The organism is Empedobacter sp. UBA6305, assembly GCF_002440405.1.
Taxonomy (GTDB): Bacteria; Bacteroidota; Bacteroidia; order Flavobacteriales; family Weeksellaceae; genus Empedobacter; species Empedobacter falsenii_B.
This window is the reverse complement of sequence record NZ_DJTP01000041.1, coordinates 204,469-221,077: the sequence shown is the minus strand read 5'-3', so window position 1 is coordinate 221,077 and position 16,609 is coordinate 204,469. Positions and strand designations below refer to the sequence as shown.

15 protein-coding genes are annotated in these 16,609 nt (G+C 31.3%); 4 read left to right on the top strand and 11 right to left on the bottom strand.

Annotated elements, in window-relative coordinates; genetic code table 11:
• Positions 1 to 120: 120 nt before the first annotated feature.
• The 8 genes from B3M86_RS10655 to putP form a co-directional block, all read right to left on the bottom strand.
• On the bottom strand, positions 121 to 1,488 hold the full coding sequence (locus B3M86_RS10655) for an exonuclease domain-containing protein (RefSeq protein ID WP_280045288.1): 1,368 nt from the start codon (positions 1,486 to 1,488) through the stop codon (positions 121 to 123).
• Positions 1,489 to 1,492: 4 nt separating this feature from the next.
• The gene (locus B3M86_RS10650; protein ID WP_291075775.1) at positions 1,493 to 3,022 is read right to left on the bottom strand and encodes a helicase HerA-like domain-containing protein; all 1,530 of its coding nucleotides are present in this window, start codon (positions 3,020 to 3,022) and stop codon (positions 1,493 to 1,495) included.
• 33 nt (positions 3,023 to 3,055) lie between these two features.
• On the bottom strand, positions 3,056 to 4,096 hold the full coding sequence (locus tag B3M86_RS10645) for an endonuclease/exonuclease/phosphatase family protein (protein ID WP_260509536.1): 1,041 nt from the start codon (positions 4,094 to 4,096) through the stop codon (positions 3,056 to 3,058).
• Position 4,097: 1 nt separating this feature from the next.
• The gene (locus B3M86_RS10640) at positions 4,098 to 4,985 is read right to left on the bottom strand and encodes a rhomboid family intramembrane serine protease (protein ID WP_221854224.1); all 888 of its coding nucleotides are present in this window, start codon (positions 4,983 to 4,985) and stop codon (positions 4,098 to 4,100) included.
• Positions 4,986 to 4,988: 3 nt separating this feature from the next.
• Positions 4,989 to 5,654 carry a rhomboid family intramembrane serine protease gene (locus B3M86_RS10635; RefSeq protein WP_291047094.1) on the bottom strand — a complete coding sequence of 222 codons (666 nt, stop codon included), beginning with the start codon at positions 5,652 to 5,654 and terminating at the stop codon, positions 4,989 to 4,991.
• 82 nt (positions 5,655 to 5,736) lie between these two features.
• Entirely contained in the window at positions 5,737 to 7,521 is a 1,785-nt protein-coding gene (gene mutL / locus B3M86_RS10630) for a DNA mismatch repair endonuclease MutL (RefSeq protein WP_221854222.1), read from the bottom strand.
• Between the two features lie 205 nt (positions 7,522 to 7,726).
• Positions 7,727 to 8,008, bottom strand: a complete 282-nt coding sequence (locus B3M86_RS10625; RefSeq protein WP_219033741.1) for a DUF2750 domain-containing protein — start codon at positions 8,006 to 8,008, stop codon at positions 7,727 to 7,729.
• Between the two features lie 99 nt (positions 8,009 to 8,107).
• On the bottom strand, positions 8,108 to 9,607 hold the full coding sequence (gene putP / locus B3M86_RS10620; protein WP_291069002.1) for a sodium/proline symporter PutP: 1,500 nt from the start codon (positions 9,605 to 9,607) through the stop codon (positions 8,108 to 8,110).
• 76 nt (positions 9,608 to 9,683) lie between these two features.
• Here putP and B3M86_RS10615 point away from each other — a divergent pair, with 76 nt between their 5' ends.
• Genes B3M86_RS10615 through B3M86_RS10605 form a run of 3 tightly spaced genes read left to right on the top strand, consistent with a single transcriptional unit; the run spans position 9,684 to position 13,194 of the window.
• Positions 9,684 to 11,687, top strand: a complete 2,004-nt coding sequence (locus tag B3M86_RS10615) for a thioredoxin domain-containing protein (RefSeq protein WP_291064732.1) — start codon at positions 9,684 to 9,686, stop codon at positions 11,685 to 11,687.
• 14 nt (positions 11,688 to 11,701) lie between these two features.
• Positions 11,702 to 12,256, top strand: coding sequence for a DNA-3-methyladenine glycosylase I (locus B3M86_RS10610; RefSeq protein WP_125348686.1), 555 nt, complete (start codon positions 11,702 to 11,704; stop codon positions 12,254 to 12,256).
• 50 nt (positions 12,257 to 12,306) lie between these two features.
• Positions 12,307 to 13,194, top strand: a complete 888-nt coding sequence (locus tag B3M86_RS10605; RefSeq protein WP_115001523.1) for a DMT family transporter — start codon at positions 12,307 to 12,309, stop codon at positions 13,192 to 13,194.
• Positions 13,195 to 13,254: 60 nt separating this feature from the next.
• Here B3M86_RS10605 and B3M86_RS10600 read toward each other — a convergent pair whose 3' ends face one another.
• The 3 genes from B3M86_RS10600 to B3M86_RS10590 are packed head-to-tail and all read right to left on the bottom strand — an operon-like array spanning position 13,255 to position 15,449.
• Entirely contained in the window at positions 13,255 to 14,196 is a 942-nt protein-coding gene (locus tag B3M86_RS10600; RefSeq protein ID WP_291075776.1) for a hypothetical protein, read from the bottom strand.
• On the bottom strand, positions 14,193 to 14,645 hold the full coding sequence (locus B3M86_RS10595) for a GNAT family N-acetyltransferase (protein ID WP_286494699.1): 453 nt from the start codon (positions 14,643 to 14,645) through the stop codon (positions 14,193 to 14,195). Before B3M86_RS10595 ends, B3M86_RS10600 begins: the two co-directional genes overlap by 4 nt.
• Before the next feature lie 3 nt (positions 14,646 to 14,648).
• Positions 14,649 to 15,449 (bottom strand): SDR family NAD(P)-dependent oxidoreductase, encoded by an 801-nt coding sequence (locus B3M86_RS10590; RefSeq protein WP_125348676.1) that lies wholly within the window; start codon positions 15,447 to 15,449, stop codon positions 14,649 to 14,651.
• Between the two features lie 121 nt (positions 15,450 to 15,570).
• Here B3M86_RS10590 and B3M86_RS10585 point away from each other — a divergent pair, with 121 nt between their 5' ends.
• Positions 15,571 to 16,464: a lysylphosphatidylglycerol synthase transmembrane domain-containing protein gene (locus B3M86_RS10585; protein WP_291075777.1), complete on the top strand. Its 894-nt coding sequence runs from the start codon at positions 15,571 to 15,573 to the stop codon at positions 16,462 to 16,464.
• The last annotated feature ends 145 nt before the right edge of the window (positions 16,465 to 16,609 follow it).

Genomic DNA, 16,609 nt, shown 5'->3' with positions numbered 1-16,609 from the left:
TAAAAACTCAAATTATTTAAAATGCACAACGGGTATAGTCTAAATTTAATCATACAAAAAAGCTCAGTTAATATTAACTGAGCTTTTTTATTATTTTTTATATTTTCTTCATAAAGAATATTATTCAATAATAATGATTTGATTAGAATTAGAAGAAACTTTATACAAAAAGTATTTGAGCATATTTTTTATTTCTTCCGTTTCTTTAATCGGAATTAAGATATTGTGAATCTTTTCTAACGTTTTTATTTGATGATGATATTCGTAATAACCATATCCTTTAAATTCTCCATTCTCAACTAAATAAAATGATTTTTCAATTCCTTTTCGTCCTTTATCAATAATCAAAAAAGTTTCGGAAGGATATTCAGTTGTTTTAATAAAACTTTGAATTCGTTCATTATAAACTTCTTTAGATTCCTCTTTTACACAAGCTCCATTGCATTTATTTACTTTATATTGGAAACAAGATTCATCAGATTTAATTCCCGCATTTACTTGTTGACAAAGATTATAATCATGAACGATTTTCTCTAAAACCTCTTTTGCACGTTCTTTAGTTTTAAATTTCAAAACAGGTTGTGTCTTTCTAACTTTCCCTATTTCTAATCTCGAATAACCACGTTTAGACTCCAAATAATACAATCCAAAAGGATAAACTTTATTCTCAACTAACTTTACGTTATACATTGGTTGATTATTCAAGACCTCGTTATTTTCTTTAATTGCAGCAAGAAAACCACTTCCAGTTTCTTCGAATTTTATAGAACGTGTATAACGTTTCAGCTTATTAGCTTTTAAAGTTTTTGATGTAAAAATTTGATTAATAGATCGTGCAATATTATTGCTTCGACAAATATAAATAAGTTGTTTTCGGCTATTGTATAAATAATAAACCCCGATAGAATTAGGTAAACCTTCAAGCAGTTTCTGATACTTAGAATGTGCTTTTTTAGGTTGTTTTAAACCTGTTTTCTTCGTGATTATTTTTTCCGAATCTTTATCTAACAATAATTTAAACAAAGAAATTGTCGCTCTTGCATCTCCAGAAGCCCTGTGTCTATCTGTCACTACAATTCCAAGCGATTCGCATAATTTTCCTAAAGAATATGAAGGTAATCCTGGAATCAATTTTTCGCTATATTCGAAAGTATCAATCCATTCTTTTTCGTAATTATATCCCAAACGATCGAACTCTTGTTTTAGCATTCTATAATCAAACATTACATTATGTCCAACTAAAATACAATCATCTGTAATCTCAACTATACGTTTTGCTACTTCGTGAAATTTAGGCGCTGTCAACACCATTTTATCTGAAATATGCGTTAACCTTTGTACATATTGATCAATCTTTTTTTCGGGATTAACTAATGATATAAACTGATCGACAATTTCTTTTCCATCATATTTATACACCGCAATCTCTATGATTGACTCTTCCCCCACTTTTCCGCCAGTCGCTTCTATATCTAAAATCGCGTACACGTGCTTATTTTTTTCCTTTTAAAAAATTAGTTAACATTTTCATTCCAAAATCCATCAATTTTCGAGTTGCAGTACGACTTACATCACGCACAACAGGATTATCTGTCCAATTTTTTTCTTTAGGAATACTTCTTGTTGAAGTTGCTTTTGGAACAGGTTTCTCTATATTTTTTTGTTGTTCTAATTTTTGTGATAAAATTTCATTTGCAGATTCACGATCAATATCTGTCGCATATTTTGTCACTAAATCTGAGTTTGAGGTAATCGTATCGATTTCATTTGAAGTCAAGATATCCATTCTCGAATTTGGCGCTCGCATATATGTATAAGCCAAAGGAGTTGGAATACCTTTTTCGTCTAAAGCAGTCACAAAAGCCTCTCCAATCCCTAATTGAGTGATTACTTCACTTGCTTTATAATAGGTAGTTGTCGGATAATTTTCGATAGCTTTTGTTATTTCTTTACGATCTTTCGCAGTAAAACCTCTTAACGCATGTTGAACTTTAAGACCTAATTGACTCAAAACTGCATCAGGAACATCTCCAGGAACTTGCGTTACAAAATATAATCCCACACCTTTTGATCGAATTAATTTTACCATTGTTTCAATTTGATTCAACAAAGCTTTCGTAGCTTCCTTAAAAATCAAATGTGCTTCATCAATAAAAATCACCAATTTCGGTTTATCAGAATCTCCAGATTCAGGGAATTGAGAATAAATTTTATTCAATAAACTCAACATAAAAGTTGAAAATAAATTAGGCTGATTTTGAATATCAATCAAACGAATAATATTTACAATTCCTTTTCCGTCTTTCGTTTTCAATAAATCTTGAACATCAAAACTTGGTTCTCCAAAAAACTTTGTTGCTCCTTGTTGTTCTAATGCAACAATTTTACGCAAAATAGCTCCCAAAGAAGCTGGCGCAATTGTTCCATAATTTGAATTCAACTCCGATTTTCCTTCGTCAGAATCTGTCACATATTGCAAAACTCGTCGAATATCCTCCAAATCAATCAAAGGTAAATTACGATCTTGACAATATTTGAATATGATTGAAATAATACTTTCTTGTGTTTCATTCAGTTCTAAAATTTTACTGAATAAAATTGGTCCAAAATCACTTACTGTCGCACGAAGTCTTGCTCCTGGTTCATCAGAAATAGACAAAAATTCGACAGGAGAAGCTTGCGGATCAAAAGGCAAATTAAGGGCTTCCATTCTTTCTTGCGCATTTTTATCTTCCGAATTTGCTGCAGCCCCAATTCCTGATAAATCTCCTTTGATATCCATCAATAATGTTGGAACGCCTTTCAGAGAAAGTTGTTCAGCGATAATCTGCAAAGATTTTGTCTTCCCAGTTCCCGTTGCACCACCAATCAACCCGTGACGATTCATTGTTTTTAGCGCAACTGAAATTTCAGCTTCTTCTACAATTTCGCCATCTAATTTGGCTTTGCCTAAAATTATTTTATCGTTTTTATAAGAATAACGACTTTGTATCTCTTGAATAAAGCTTTCTTTCTGGTTCATTTTGATTGATTATTGAATAAATATAGAAAAAATTTATTCTGAAATTTTATATTTTACAGCTACTGGATAATGATCCGAGAATTTTTTTCGAATAACATGTGCCTCAATAGGTTTAAATAATTTAGAATGAAATAAATAATCAATTCTAATTGGAAATTTAAATCCATGAAAAGTTGTCGCATTTCCTTTTCCAACTTCTATATAAGAGTCGTGAAGATATTTTTTCAACTTCTCATATTCGTAAGAAACTGGAGTCGAATTAAGATCCGTTCCCAAAATAACTGGATGACGCGAAGATGTGATATATGGAATAATCGCTTCTAACTGTTTTTGATGTTTTTGCATTCCTTGCACCAATTTTAACTCAACTTTTCGACTCGAAATTTCGGCAGTTCGCGAATCATCAGACTGAATAATTTCTTTCACCATCGCTTTATCAATGTACATTGGCTCAAGATAAACATTAATCACACGAATCGTATCATTTCCCAAATCGATATCAGCATAAGCGGCAAGTCCATTCAATTCTTCATTATCATCAGGTGTTATTTTTTTTGTTTGAATAATAGGATATTTACTATAAATTGTCAATAAACCATAAAATTCTGAATAGTAATTTTTGAATTCTTTATTTTTTAGACTTTTCTGTTGACCTTCATACGCTTCTTGAAGCAGCATAATATCTGCCTTATTCTTAATCAAAAGTTCTTTTGTTCCTTCTTCTTTAAAACCATGTACATTATATGTCAATACAGATAAATCAGCTTTTTTATCTTTAACTTTATTGAATTGTACAATTGGATATGAAAGATAAATTGGGTAAAATAATCCGGCTGAAAGAACTAAAATTAACAAAAAGTGTCGCCAGCTAAACAGTAACCAATACAGTAAAAACATTGCTCCAAATGCAAATAATATTGGAAAACCAATCGAAATAAAGTTAAAATATGGAATTTCTGTAGGCGTAAAAATTTTATTTAAATAGACACAATAAGCCACTAACAAAAAAACGATATTAATTGTTAGTACTAAACGATTGAAATAATTTAGTTTAAACTTACTGATTATACTCATTTTACCTACCTTCTCTAAACAGAAAGTCTTTTTCTTCTTTGGACAAACTCTCGTAACCTGAACGAGAAATCTTATCTAAAATTACATCAATTTTCTTTTGTTTTTCAACTTTTTGATGATTAAAATCGTAATCATCTTTCGGAACATTTGATCGCGAAGAAGTTGAAGAAATATTTTTATATGTTTTGAAAGTTGATTTCTCTTTTTTCTTAAATAACTGCTCTATTTTGAAAATAAAGTTACCTAAAAAATCATTTCCTCTCTCAAATTGTTTCATATAAAGATAACCAAAAATAGCACCTCCCAAATGCGAAATACTTCCGCCTGCATTTTGATTAGCAATAATATTATACACATCGAATGCGATAAATACATAACCAACATACAACAATGGAAATGAAGTTGGAATCAACAACAAACGAACGGGCATTTTCGGATTATAAGAAATCATTGCAAAAAACACCGCATAAACCGCTGCCGAAGCACCAACTAATAAATGTGAATAATTGAATAAATTCTGAAACAATAAAAAGAAAATTCCACCAGCGATTCCTCCAAAAATATAGAATGTAACTAAATTTCGGTTCTGAAATTGTTGCAAAAACATTTGCCCAACGAAATACAACAAAACCATATTCATTATCAAATGAAAAAGATTGCCATGTAACCAAGAATATGTTAGGATTTGCCAAGGTCTTACAATCAAATCATCGAAAGATGACAAAGCAAACAAACCAGTTGTTGTAATCGTAGAATTTACTACCGTTCGAAGAACAAAATCAACAATTAACAATGTAAAAAACACCACAACGTTAACGTAAATTAATTTTGTTGCGCTATTTCCTGATGAATATTTTAATTTTAAATCGTCTAAGATATTATTTGCCATTTCTTAATTCCATCTATATAAATTCTTTTTCCAATGTCTTGTTAACAAGAAACCAATCAATCCACCTCCTAAATGCGCAAAATGTGCCACATTTCCGATGTTTTGATATCCCATATAAAACTCAATTAATACCATAATTGGAATAAAATATTTTGCTTTAATCGGAACAGGGAAAAAGATTAACATTAATTTTTCATCTGGATATAATACTGCGAATGCTAACAATAAACCATATATAGCTCCAGAAGCACCAACCATTGGTGTTACATAATTTGTCAAAAGTTCTGATGCAGCTTGGTTAGTTTGAATAATTGAATTGGTATGATACCCACCTTGCATATTCAATTTTGCAGCTTCATAAATTTGACTAAAACCTATTCCTTTCGCCTGAACTGCTTCTTTTAGCTGCTCTATTTGAAAGTAATTAACTGCATTAAACAATATAAAACCGCCTAAACCAGCTAACAAATAAAGCGTCAAGAATTTCTTTGGCCCAAAGGTTTGCTCTACAACAGAGCCAAACATCCACAACGCAAACATATTAAACAATATATGTGTAAAATCTGCATGCATAAACATATGCGTCAAAATTTGCCAAAATTTGAAGTTGGGGGACTCAGGATAAAAAGCACCTAAAATCACTCTCAAATCGATTTGCCTAGTCTGCATAAAAACAAAAGTCGCTAGAAAGAACAAACCGTTTATAATAAGTAAATTCTTTGTAATCGGTGGTATAGATTGTCTCATTCGTTTATTGTAATGTTTTTTTGATATCAGCCGTATTCATCTGCACAAAAATTGGGCGTCCGTATGGCGTATAATTCGGATTTGGTAGTCTTAACAATTCTTCAACCAAAGTTTGCATTTGTTCAGATTTTAATGAAACTCCTTTTTTAACAGCCGCATTTTTTGCTAAAATTTTTGCAAACGTATTTTCTAATTCAATTGATTCTTGGTATTCTAATTCCTCGATAAAATCCATAAAAACAGACACTACATCCTCTTGTTGCACATCAACAGGAATCGCATTAATCTGTATTGCTTCTTCATCCAACGAAATATCAAAACCAAAACTCAACAATTGATGCTCTACATTGATTAATTTCTGACGATCATTTGGCGAAAGTTCCAACTCAATCGGGAAAAGCATTTGTTGTACCAAAGCACTTCCATTATTTGAATGTATAAATTTTTCGAATAATATTTTTTGATGCGCGCGATGTTGATCGATGATTAACAATTCGCCACGATATTCAACAACCAAATATTGATTCATCCATTGAATTACTTCAAAACTATCATGAAAATCTTCAGATTCAAATAATTGATGCGCATGATTATTTTCGATTTCTAACTCAACAGCATCTTTATAAAAATCCATATTCGCACGAATATCAGACGGTTTCGGCGCTCTTGTTTGTTGATGCTCGAAAGGGTTAAAACTAGAATCAACCGTAATTTCTGGCATTTTAATTTCTGTATCTTCCGTCGCAGATGGAATAAATGCCCAGTTTGGATCTTGTTCAAAATCCAACGAAGGAATTACATTAAATTGTCCCAAAGCGTGTTTTACAGCAGCTCTAAGAATAGTAAAAATCAATGCTTCATCCTCAAATTTAATTTCTGTTTTAGTTGGATGAATGTTAATATCAATTTTTGACGGATCAATTTCTAAATACAAAAAATAAGAAGGACTATACCCCGTTGGCAACAAACTCTCAAAAGCATCTACGATTGCATTATGCAAATATCCACTACGAATAAAGCGATTATTCACAAAGAAAAATTGTTCGCCACGCGATTTTTTTGCAGCATCTGGTTTCCCCACAAAACCTTTCACTTTTACAATTTCTGTATCTTCTTCAACGGATATAATTTGTGAACTTAATTTTTTTCCAAAAATTTGAGCAATACGTTGTTTCAGATTTCCGGCTTTCAAATGATAAACCTCTGCATCATTGTGATGTAAAAAGAAACTAATGTTTTCGTGCGCCATCGAAACACGTTGAAACTCATCTTGAATATGACGAAATTCAACTTGATTTGATTTTAAGAAATTACGACGAGCAGGCACATTATAGAAAAGATTTTTTACCGAAATAGACGTTCCAGCTGGACAAACAACAGGATCTTGGTTGCGAACTTCTCCGCCTTCAATCACCAATTGCGAACCAACCTCATCCTCTTCTCGACGCGTTTTCGTTTCTACCTGTGCAACCGCAGCAATCGACGCCAAAGCCTCTCCACGAAAACCTTTTGTATGAATATTATAGATATCCTCTGTCTTTCTGATTTTTGAAGTTGCGTGACGTTCAAAAGCCATTCGAACATCTGTCACACTCATTCCCGAACCATTATCAATCACTTGAATCAAGCTTCTGCCAGCATCTTTTACAATTACCTGAATAGAAGTTGCACCAGAATCCACCGCATTTTCAATCAATTCTTTTATCACAGAAGCTGGTCGTTGTACAACTTCTCCTGCGGCAATTTGATTGGCTACATGATCTGGCAGTAATTGAATAATATCGTTCATCTTTTCGTATAAATTGATTTAATTTTGACTATTTTTTTAATCAAACTTTACAAATATACAAACAAATCTCTCTTTTGACCTTATTCTCTACAAGTGAAACTTATCAACAATTGTTGATGTTTTAAGTTTTAACTTTTGAATAATAAATTCATAATTTTCAGCAATAAAAAAGGTAGACAAATGCCTCTACCTATTTTTTTATATTTCATTGATATTGTTCTAATTCATCTTTTAAGTCCCTAGCGAATTCTTCTAAACTAACGACAAAACCAGTTTTATCTGTAGGAAAAACATTTATCAATAAATTATTTTCATCAATATAATAGAAAAGAGTTTCTTCGAAATCATCTAAAGTCAATTTCAATATTTTGCAATTTTCCCAACCATCATTTTTTGTTAATTCAGCAAATTCTTTCGCTGACCAAATTGGAAATATTTTTTTATCATTAATTATAGAAATAGCATAATTACCATCAGGAAAAATCATTATATAAGCAGTTTCCCCGTCAGCAATTTTTCGAATAAATATTGATAGCGCTCAAAATGATTTAACTTTAATATATTTTCCATTTCTTTTGGATGCATGTTAATTCTCTTTCAAAACAGCTTTCATTTCATCAAATTCTTTGTCAATTTCTTTATTAGGTTTTTGAGTCATTAACGAAACGACATAAATTGCGATAACCGAAGATAAAAACCCAGGTATCATTTCATACCAATCTTTGTAATCGTGATTTACATAAACCCAAGCTAAGACAACAATTCCTCCTGTTAACATACCTGCTAAAGCTCCTTGCCAAGAAGTTTTTTTCCAAAAAAGAGAGAAAACGATTACTGGTCCAAATGCAGATCCAAATCCTGCCCAAGCATTTCCAACTAAATTTAGAATAGAATCTTTTGGTGTTAATGACAACAACACCGCGATTAATGCTACAATTAAAACCGATAAACGACTTGCTGTTAATAACTGTTTTGGTGTTGCTTTTTTGTTCAAAAATGCTTTGTAAATATCTTCTGTTAACGAACTTGATGTTACTAATAATTGTGAAGAAATTGTACTCATTACAGCTGCTAAAATTGCTGATAATAAAAATCCACCAACTAATGGATGAAACAAAACACGTGAAAAATAAATAAAAATCGTTTCTGCTTCTGTTTTAGACCCATCAAATTTTAACATTGTTGTTTGATCAAATTTCATTAAATATGCGATACCAACTAAACCAACTAAAAGTGCTCCACCTACTGTAAAAATCATCCATGTAATTCCAATATCTTTAGCTTTCGCTAAATCTTTCGGGTTTCCAATCGCCATAAAACGTACTAAAATATGGGGCTGACCACAATATCCTAACCCCCAAGCCATCAAGGATAATATACTAACTGTTGTTGTACCTTTAAATAAATCTAAATATTTATCGCCTTTATCATTAATCAACGAAAAGGTTTCACCAACTCCACCAATTTCAGAAATTGCTACAATCGGAACAATAACCAAAGCCAAAACCATAATCGTCCCTTGTACGAAATCAGTTAAACTTACCGCTAAAAAACCACCTAAAAAAGTGTATAATACAACTACAAAACTTGTCATCCAAAGTCCAGTCATATAATCTAATCCAAAAGCAGATTCAAACAATTTGCCTCCAGAAACCATTCCAGCAGAAGTATATAATGTAAAAAATATTAAGATTAATATTGAAGAAACAATTCTTAATAAACGCGATTTATCTTTGAAACGATTTTCAAAAAATACGGGTAGTGTAATCGAATTTTGAGCGATTTCTGTATAGATTCGTAATCGTGGTGCGACAAAAATATAGTTCAAAAAACATCCTGTTGTCAATCCAATTGCAATCCAAGCACTCGACAAACCTGTAAAATACATTGCTCCAGGAACTCCCATTAACAACCAACCACTCATATCAGCAGCACCAGCAGAAAGCGCCGTTACAGCTGCTCCCATTTTCCTTCCTCCGATCAAAAAATCTTCTGAGTTACTTGTTGATTTTCGGTAAGAATAAATCCCGATTCCAATCATCAGAGCCATATATGCACCAATAGAAATGTATTCGTAAATGTTCATGTGTTTTAATTTTTGTCGAAAATATAATTTTTCATCCACAAAAATTGTACGAACTTTAAATTTCTAAACAAGAATCATGAATTTTCAACAAAATAATCTAAAATCAGCAACAAGTCCGTATTTGAAACAATACGAAAATAATCCTGTTTGGTGGCAAAGTTGGAATGACGAAGTTTTGAATCATGCAAAAAAAGTCAACAAACCTTTGCTTATTTCAATTGGATATTCGGCTTGTCATTGGTGTCACGTGATGGAACATCAATCTTTTGAAAACGATGAAGTCGCAAAAGTGATGAATGATAATTTTGTTTGCATTAAAATTGATCGTGAAGAACGTCCTGATTTAGATGCTTTATATATGAATGTTTCGCAATTAATTCATCAATCTGGAGGTTGGCCACTCAATGTTTTTGCTTTGCCAGATGGTCGTCCTTTTTATGGCGGAACTTATTTTCCGAAAGTTCAATGGATTGAACTCTTAGAAAATATCAATCATTTATATCATCAAAATCAAGCTAAAACAATGGAATACGTCAACTCTATTGCTGATGGTTTGAATAAAATGGAGGCGATCGAATTGAAATCTTCTTCAACTTTTTCAACAAATAAAATTGATGAAACATTTGAGTTTTGGCAACAACAATTTGATGATGAATGGGGAGGTTTTAATCGTGCACCAAAATTTATGTTACCAAATGCCTGGGAAACCATTTTGCGATATGGTACACAAACAAAAAATAAAAATTGTTTGATTCAAACAAAAATAACATTGGATAGAATGGCTTTTGGTGGAATTTACGACCAACTAAAAGGTGGTTTTTCGCGCTATTCAGTTGATCCATATTGGAAAGTTCCTCATTTCGAAAAAATGCTTTACGATAATGGGCAATTACTTTCGCTTTATTCAAATGCATATAAAGTTTTTGGAGAAGAAGAATATAAAACAGTTGTAGAAGAAACAATTAATTGGTTGAAAGATGAAATGCTTTCGCCTGAAAGTGTTTTTTATTCTGCTATTGATGCTGATTCTGAAGGTGAAGAAGGAAAATATTATGTTTGGAAATCGGATGAATTGAAAACAATTTTGAAAAATGATTTTGACTTATTTCAGCAATATTACAATGTTGATGAATTTGGAGAATGGGAACATGGTAATAATATTTTAATGCGATTGACAGATGACGAAGATTTTGCTACGAAGCAGAACATTAAAACAACAGAACTTCAAACCAAAATTTCTCAATGGAAAAAAATTCTTAATCCAATTCGTGAACAGCGCATAAAACCTCATCGCGACGAAAAAGTTTTAACTTCTTGGAATGCTTTAACCATAAAAAGTTTGTGTGATGCATTTATCACTTTTGAAAATGATGAATATCTTGATTTAGCAAAAAATGCAACCAATTTTATTTTAGAAAATCAATGGAATGGTGAAATTTTGTTCAGAAATTATAAAGACAACCAAACTACAATTCCCGGATTTTTGGATGATTATGCCTTAATGATTGAAGCGTTAATTAAGCTTTATGAAGTCACTTCGGAGATGCATTATTTAGAAACTGCCCAAACATTAACGGAAGAAACTTTTAATCAATTTTATAATCACAAGAATAAAATGTTTGCATACAAATCGCATTATGACACACCTTTGGTTAATGAAACATTTGAGATTTATGACAATGTTATTTCATCATCAAATTCGGTAATGGCAAATAATTTATTTAAATTAGGAAAAATTCTCAATCAAGAAAAATACATTGAACAAGCAAAACAAATGTTAACCAATATCGAAGAAAAAATTCACGATTATCCAACTGGTTTTGCAAATTGGATTCAATTATATCTAAATTTCGCTTATTCGTTCAAAGAAATTGTAATCGTTGGCGAAAATGCATTAAAATTCTCGAAACAAATTCAACAATGTTATGTCCCAAATGCAATTTTTGTTGCTTCAAAAACCGAGAATTTAGAAATCACTCAAAACCGATTCATCAAAAATAAAACTTCCATTCATATTTGCGAAAATTACACTTGTCAATTACCCGTTTATTCGGTTAAAGAAGCTTATAAAAATATTTAGAAATTTAAAAAACCATGGAAAAAACACGTTGCGCTTGGGTAAATAAAGACCAAGATTACATCGATTATCACGATAACGAATGGGGAAAACCTGTAAAAGATGATAAAATTTTATTCGAATTTTTGATTCTCGAATCTTTTCAAGCAGGATTAAGTTGGTTCACAATTCTGAAAAAGAGAGAAAATTTTAGAAAAGCTTTTGCTGATTTTAATGTAGAGAAAGTAGCCAAATTTGATGAAGCTAAAATTGATGAATTAGTCCAAAATGAAGGTATTATTCGTCATCGAGGAAAAATTTCGGCAGCAATTAATAATGCAAAATTGTTTATAGAAATTCAAAAAGAATTTGGCTCTTTTTCCGATTTTATATGGAAATACGTTGATTACAAACCGATTATAAATAATTGGAATTCGATAAAAGAAGTTCCTGCAACAACCGAAATTTCAGATCAAATTGCAAAAGATTTAAAAAAACGTGGCTTCAAATTCTTTGGTTCAACCACTATTTATGCACATATGCAGGCGACTGGAATGGTAAATGACCATACAACAGATTGTTTTTGTAAATAACAGCTCAATAAAATCATCTGAAATGTGCATCTTTGCGCAAACTTAGAAAAATGAAAATCGAACTAAAACATTGGATCATCCTTGGCGTTTTAGCGCTAACTTGGGGAAGCTCGTTTATTCTCATCAAGCAAGGATTGGTCGCATACACGCCATATCAAGTTGGAGCATTACGACTAACAATTGCAGGAGGAGTTTTGGCAATTTGGGGAATTCCAAGTCTATTTAAGATTCCGAAAAACAAATTAAAATACGTTGCATTGGCTGGTTTCTGCGGAAATTTCATTCCAATGTTTTTATTTCCAATGGCGCAAACACACGTTTCTAGTTCAACGGCTGGAATTTTAGATTCTTTAGTTCCATTATTTATTTTACTATTTGGAGCCTTATTTTTCAATATCAAAGGAACTAAAAATCAAGTTTTGGGAGCTATAATCGGATTTATTGGAGCTGTTTTATTAATTGGTGGCGATGGTTTTTCTGGCGAAAATAGTCTTTTACATTGTTTATTAATTGTATTAGCAACCGCGCTTTATGGAATGAATAGTTTAATCTTAACACGCTATCTAAACGACGTTCCATCATTTCAATTATCCTCGGCTCTATTCACAATTTGGTTATTACCTTCAATTTTCATTTTAATTATTTCAGGATTTTTTGATGTATTCGAAGGAACAGAACAACAATTAAAAAGTTTAGGTTTTGTTGCTATTTTAGGACTTTTAGGAACTGCTTTAGCGATGATACTATTCTACCGATTGATACAATCTACAGGTTCGATGTTTGCCTCAATGGTTACTTATTTAATGCCCGTAGTTTCTGTTTTTTGGGGATTTTTGGTTGGAGAAAAAATAATGTGGATCCATTTATTTGGATTCGGAATGATTTTATCAGGCGTTTATTTAACACAGAAAAAAGAAAAAAAAGTTGAAGTAATTTAGATTAAACATTACTTCAACAATAACTAAAAATCTCGTAAACCAAATGGTTTACGAGATTTTTTATTTTATATATTTTTTCAAATCTTTTGCTAATTCTTTTGTAAAAGCATCCGCACCTTTGTAATTCATGTGCGTTGTGTTGTAAAAGTATTTTTGATTAAAACTAATCGAATCAGTCGAATAATCTAATAACAGAAGATGATGCTTTTGTAATGTTGTTTGATAACGATTAATCACTTCTTCTCGATTCAACATATAATCTTGACCTTTATAAAATTCGGGTGCAATTGTAAAAATTAACTGAATATTTTCTTGTTCACATTTTGCAATTAATTCTTCTAACAAAGCATAATCTGAAAAGTCAAAATCAGAGTTTTTCTTTTTCATTTTTTCCCAATCAACATTCCATTTTCGGTTATATGATTTGAAACCATCATCACGAAAGAGTCCGTCTTTATGCAGTTTTTCTTTCTTCGCCCTTGCAATTTGATCTTTCCAATACGTTTGATCTCTATAACGATAAAGCGGCACAATAAAATCAACCAACTTTGTATCTTTATAATCTTTTAATGCACCATACAATTTAAAATTCCACAACATAAATGGCGCATATTGATTTGGTTGAAAAACTTCATCAATGTGTGAAAACGAAAACGTATCTAAATTCCAAACAACAATTTTCGGTTTTGGATTATGATTTAAATACAAATTGAAACGATACAATTGCATTTTAAATTTACTTCCGTTTAATCCAAAATTATGCGTTGTCAGTTTTAAATCTTGTTCTAAAATATTCGGATTAATTTGAATAAACGCCCTCGAAGAACCAAAAATAGCCAATTCAACATTCGTCTTTTTTCCTTCTCTTATTTGATTCCATTCTTGCACTTCTCCGCTAAACAAAGCCATTTTTTTGAGTTGATTCGAATAATAAACATCAACCAAAACCAATGCAATGAAAGCTGAAAATAGCGTTATGAAAAAGTATTTTAGAAATTTCATTTTCTCAACATTTCGATATGCGGAATATCGTCTTCTAAATATTCTTCCGAAACTTGCTCGAAGCCAAACGAAGAATAAAATTCTTTCAAATAAGATTGAGCAGAAATTCGGATTGAAGACGTTTTAAATTGATTTTCAATGATTTGAACCGAATTTTTCATCAATTGTTTCCCTAATCCATAACGACGAAACTTTTGATTCGAAATTACACGACCAATTGAAGGTTCGTTTTCGTATGAAGTTCCTTTCGGAACAATTCGAGAATACGCTGCAACCTCATCGCCAATCGTTGCCCAAAGATGTCCACAAACCAAATCCTTATCATCGCAATCTTGGTAAATACAATTTTGTTCAATCACAAAAACTTCGTTACGCAATTGCACTATTTTATATAGCTCTTTCGATGTTAAATCGTCAAAAGATTTATAATGCCAAATAACCTTTTCCATCTATTAATCTAATTTTGAATATTTTGCAATAATATTTTCGAACATTTTTTGAGGTAAAATATTTTTCAAGATTACCGAAAATTTCTGCATCGATTTTCCAATATAATAATGTGGTTTCAAATTCTTCTGAGCCAAAATATTTTCAATAATCGGAATCAAATCTTCTGTTGGCGTACCATCTTGCACTTCGTGATCGATATCAGCAACCATTGCATCATATCTTTTTTGATAAAATTTTGACACAAAAGTTTTCACACGACCTTCTGCAATATTGGTTTTGATATCTCCAAAATTCAACGTAGCAATTTCTACTCCTGTGTGACGATTTTCCAAACGAGCCGATTCAATCAAACGATCAATCATCGCCTTCGAAGCCGAATAATATCCTCTAAAAGGCAAACCATTGTTACTCGCAATCGACGAAACATTCAGGATATAACCGTTTTTTTGCGCGCGCATTGTAGGCAAAACTTCTTGCATTGTATAAATTGGACCATAGACGTTAACCTCCAATAATTTCTCGATATCAGCTTTCGAAGCATCTTCCACAGCGCCTAACATTCCAATTCCGGCATTGTTAATCAACACATCAATTTGGTTATTTGTTTCCGAAAAAATCTGCTGAAAACTACGTTTTACATTTTCTTTATCCGAAACATCTGTCGCAATATGTTTAAATTTTTCTTGACCTTTAGCTGTTCTTGATAAACCATAAACTTGATGTCCTTTATCGTGAAAATAATTTGCCAAAGTCAATCCTACCCCCGAAGAAGAACCTGTAATTACAATAACTTTTGATTGCATGATTCGATTAATTTAAACGCAAAACTACGTAATATCAGACAAATATTGGTAGATAAATAATTTTTTGAATGGTTACTAGAAGATTCTCTAAATTTGTGCGTTAATTATCAAAAGATTTCAATTGAATCCAAAAACTAAAAAATATATTATAACAGGAATTAAATTAACGATTAGTTTTGCGTTAATCTATTATATCTTCTTTGTTAAACTACATATTTTTGATATTTTCAGTCATTACAAAAATGCGAATTGGGCGTATATTTTTATTGCTGTTATCCTTTATGTACTTTCGCAAGCATTGTCTGTTTTTCGTTTAGACTATTATTTTCGGGACATCAATCTTGATTTATCATATAAATCAAATGCACGTTTGTATTTTTTAGGAATGTTTTACAATACCTTTGTTCCAGGTGGAATTGGTGGAGATGCATACAAAGTTTATGTGTTGAATAAAAACTATAAAATCAGTCTAAAAGAAATTTCGCAAGCGGTTTTTCTTGACAAAATTATTGGACTTTGCGCAATGTTGTTAATCATCATTTTTCTAATATTTTTCTCAAATTTGACAGATTACCCTTGGATACAATATGGTTCTTTAATCTTTTCATTGGTTGGTTTTGTAGCTGTTCCATTTATTTTAGGAATCATTTTCCCTATTCATAAAAGAACTTTTTACAACTCGATGATTTATTCGATTGTATTACAATTGATACAAGTTGGTATGTTGTATTTTGTTTTGGAAGGATTGAATATTCATCCAGACAATTTCAGTATATATTTATTGATCTTTTTAGTATCAGGAATTTTATCGATTATCTCATTTAGTGGATTTGGAATAAGAGAAGCAGTGTTTATGTATGCTGCACATCGATTCAATTTTGATGAAACTTTAGCTACAAGTGCTGCATTTATTTTCTCTATCATCACCATTTCGATCTCATTTATTGGGATTATTTACCTATTTAAAGGCGTTAAAATTGAAGAAAAAAAGAAAAAGACGAATATTTCTTTTTAAAATCTAAAAAATTATTTCTTTGAAATGAAAAGAGTTAACTCCTAACATTAAATTTTATTTAATTTTTTTCATTTTAACTATTTGGATTATTCAAAAACAGCCCTATATTTGCAATCCAATTACGAAGGTCTCTTAGCTCAGTTGG

Bases quoted from the DNA above. Each gene is read 5' to 3' on its own strand.
- B3M86_RS10650 (WP_291075775.1), bottom strand. From the start codon at position 3,022: ATGAACCAGAAAGAAAGCTTTATTCAAGAGATACAAAGTCGTTATTCT.
- B3M86_RS10645 (WP_260509536.1), bottom strand. From the start codon at position 4,096: ATGAGTATAATCAGTAAGTTTAAACTAAATTATTTCAATCGTTTAGTA.
- B3M86_RS10640 (WP_221854224.1), bottom strand. From the start codon at position 4,985: ATGGCAAATAATATCTTAGACGATTTAAAATTAAAATATTCATCAGGA.
- B3M86_RS10635 (WP_291047094.1), bottom strand. From the start codon at position 5,654: ATGCAGACTAGGCAAATCGATTTGAGAGTGATTTTAGGTGCTTTTTAT.
- mutL (WP_221854222.1), bottom strand. From the start codon at position 7,521: ATGAACGATATTATTCAATTACTGCCAGATCATGTAGCCAATCAAATT.
- B3M86_RS10625 (WP_219033741.1), bottom strand. From the start codon at position 8,008: ATGATTTTTCCTGATGGTAATTATGCTATTTCTATAATTAATGATAAA.
- putP (WP_291069002.1), bottom strand. From the start codon at position 9,607: ATGAACATTTACGAATACATTTCTATTGGTGCATATATGGCTCTGATG.
- B3M86_RS10615 (WP_291064732.1), top strand. From the start codon at position 9,684: ATGAATTTTCAACAAAATAATCTAAAATCAGCAACAAGTCCGTATTTG.
- B3M86_RS10610 (WP_125348686.1), top strand. From the start codon at position 11,702: ATGGAAAAAACACGTTGCGCTTGGGTAAATAAAGACCAAGATTACATC.
- B3M86_RS10605 (WP_115001523.1), top strand. From the start codon at position 12,307: ATGAAAATCGAACTAAAACATTGGATCATCCTTGGCGTTTTAGCGCTA.
- B3M86_RS10600 (WP_291075776.1), bottom strand. From the start codon at position 14,196: ATGAAATTTCTAAAATACTTTTTCATAACGCTATTTTCAGCTTTCATT.
- B3M86_RS10595 (WP_286494699.1), bottom strand. From the start codon at position 14,645: ATGGAAAAGGTTATTTGGCATTATAAATCTTTTGACGATTTAACATCG.
- B3M86_RS10590 (WP_125348676.1), bottom strand. From the start codon at position 15,449: ATGCAATCAAAAGTTATTGTAATTACAGGTTCTTCTTCGGGGGTAGGA.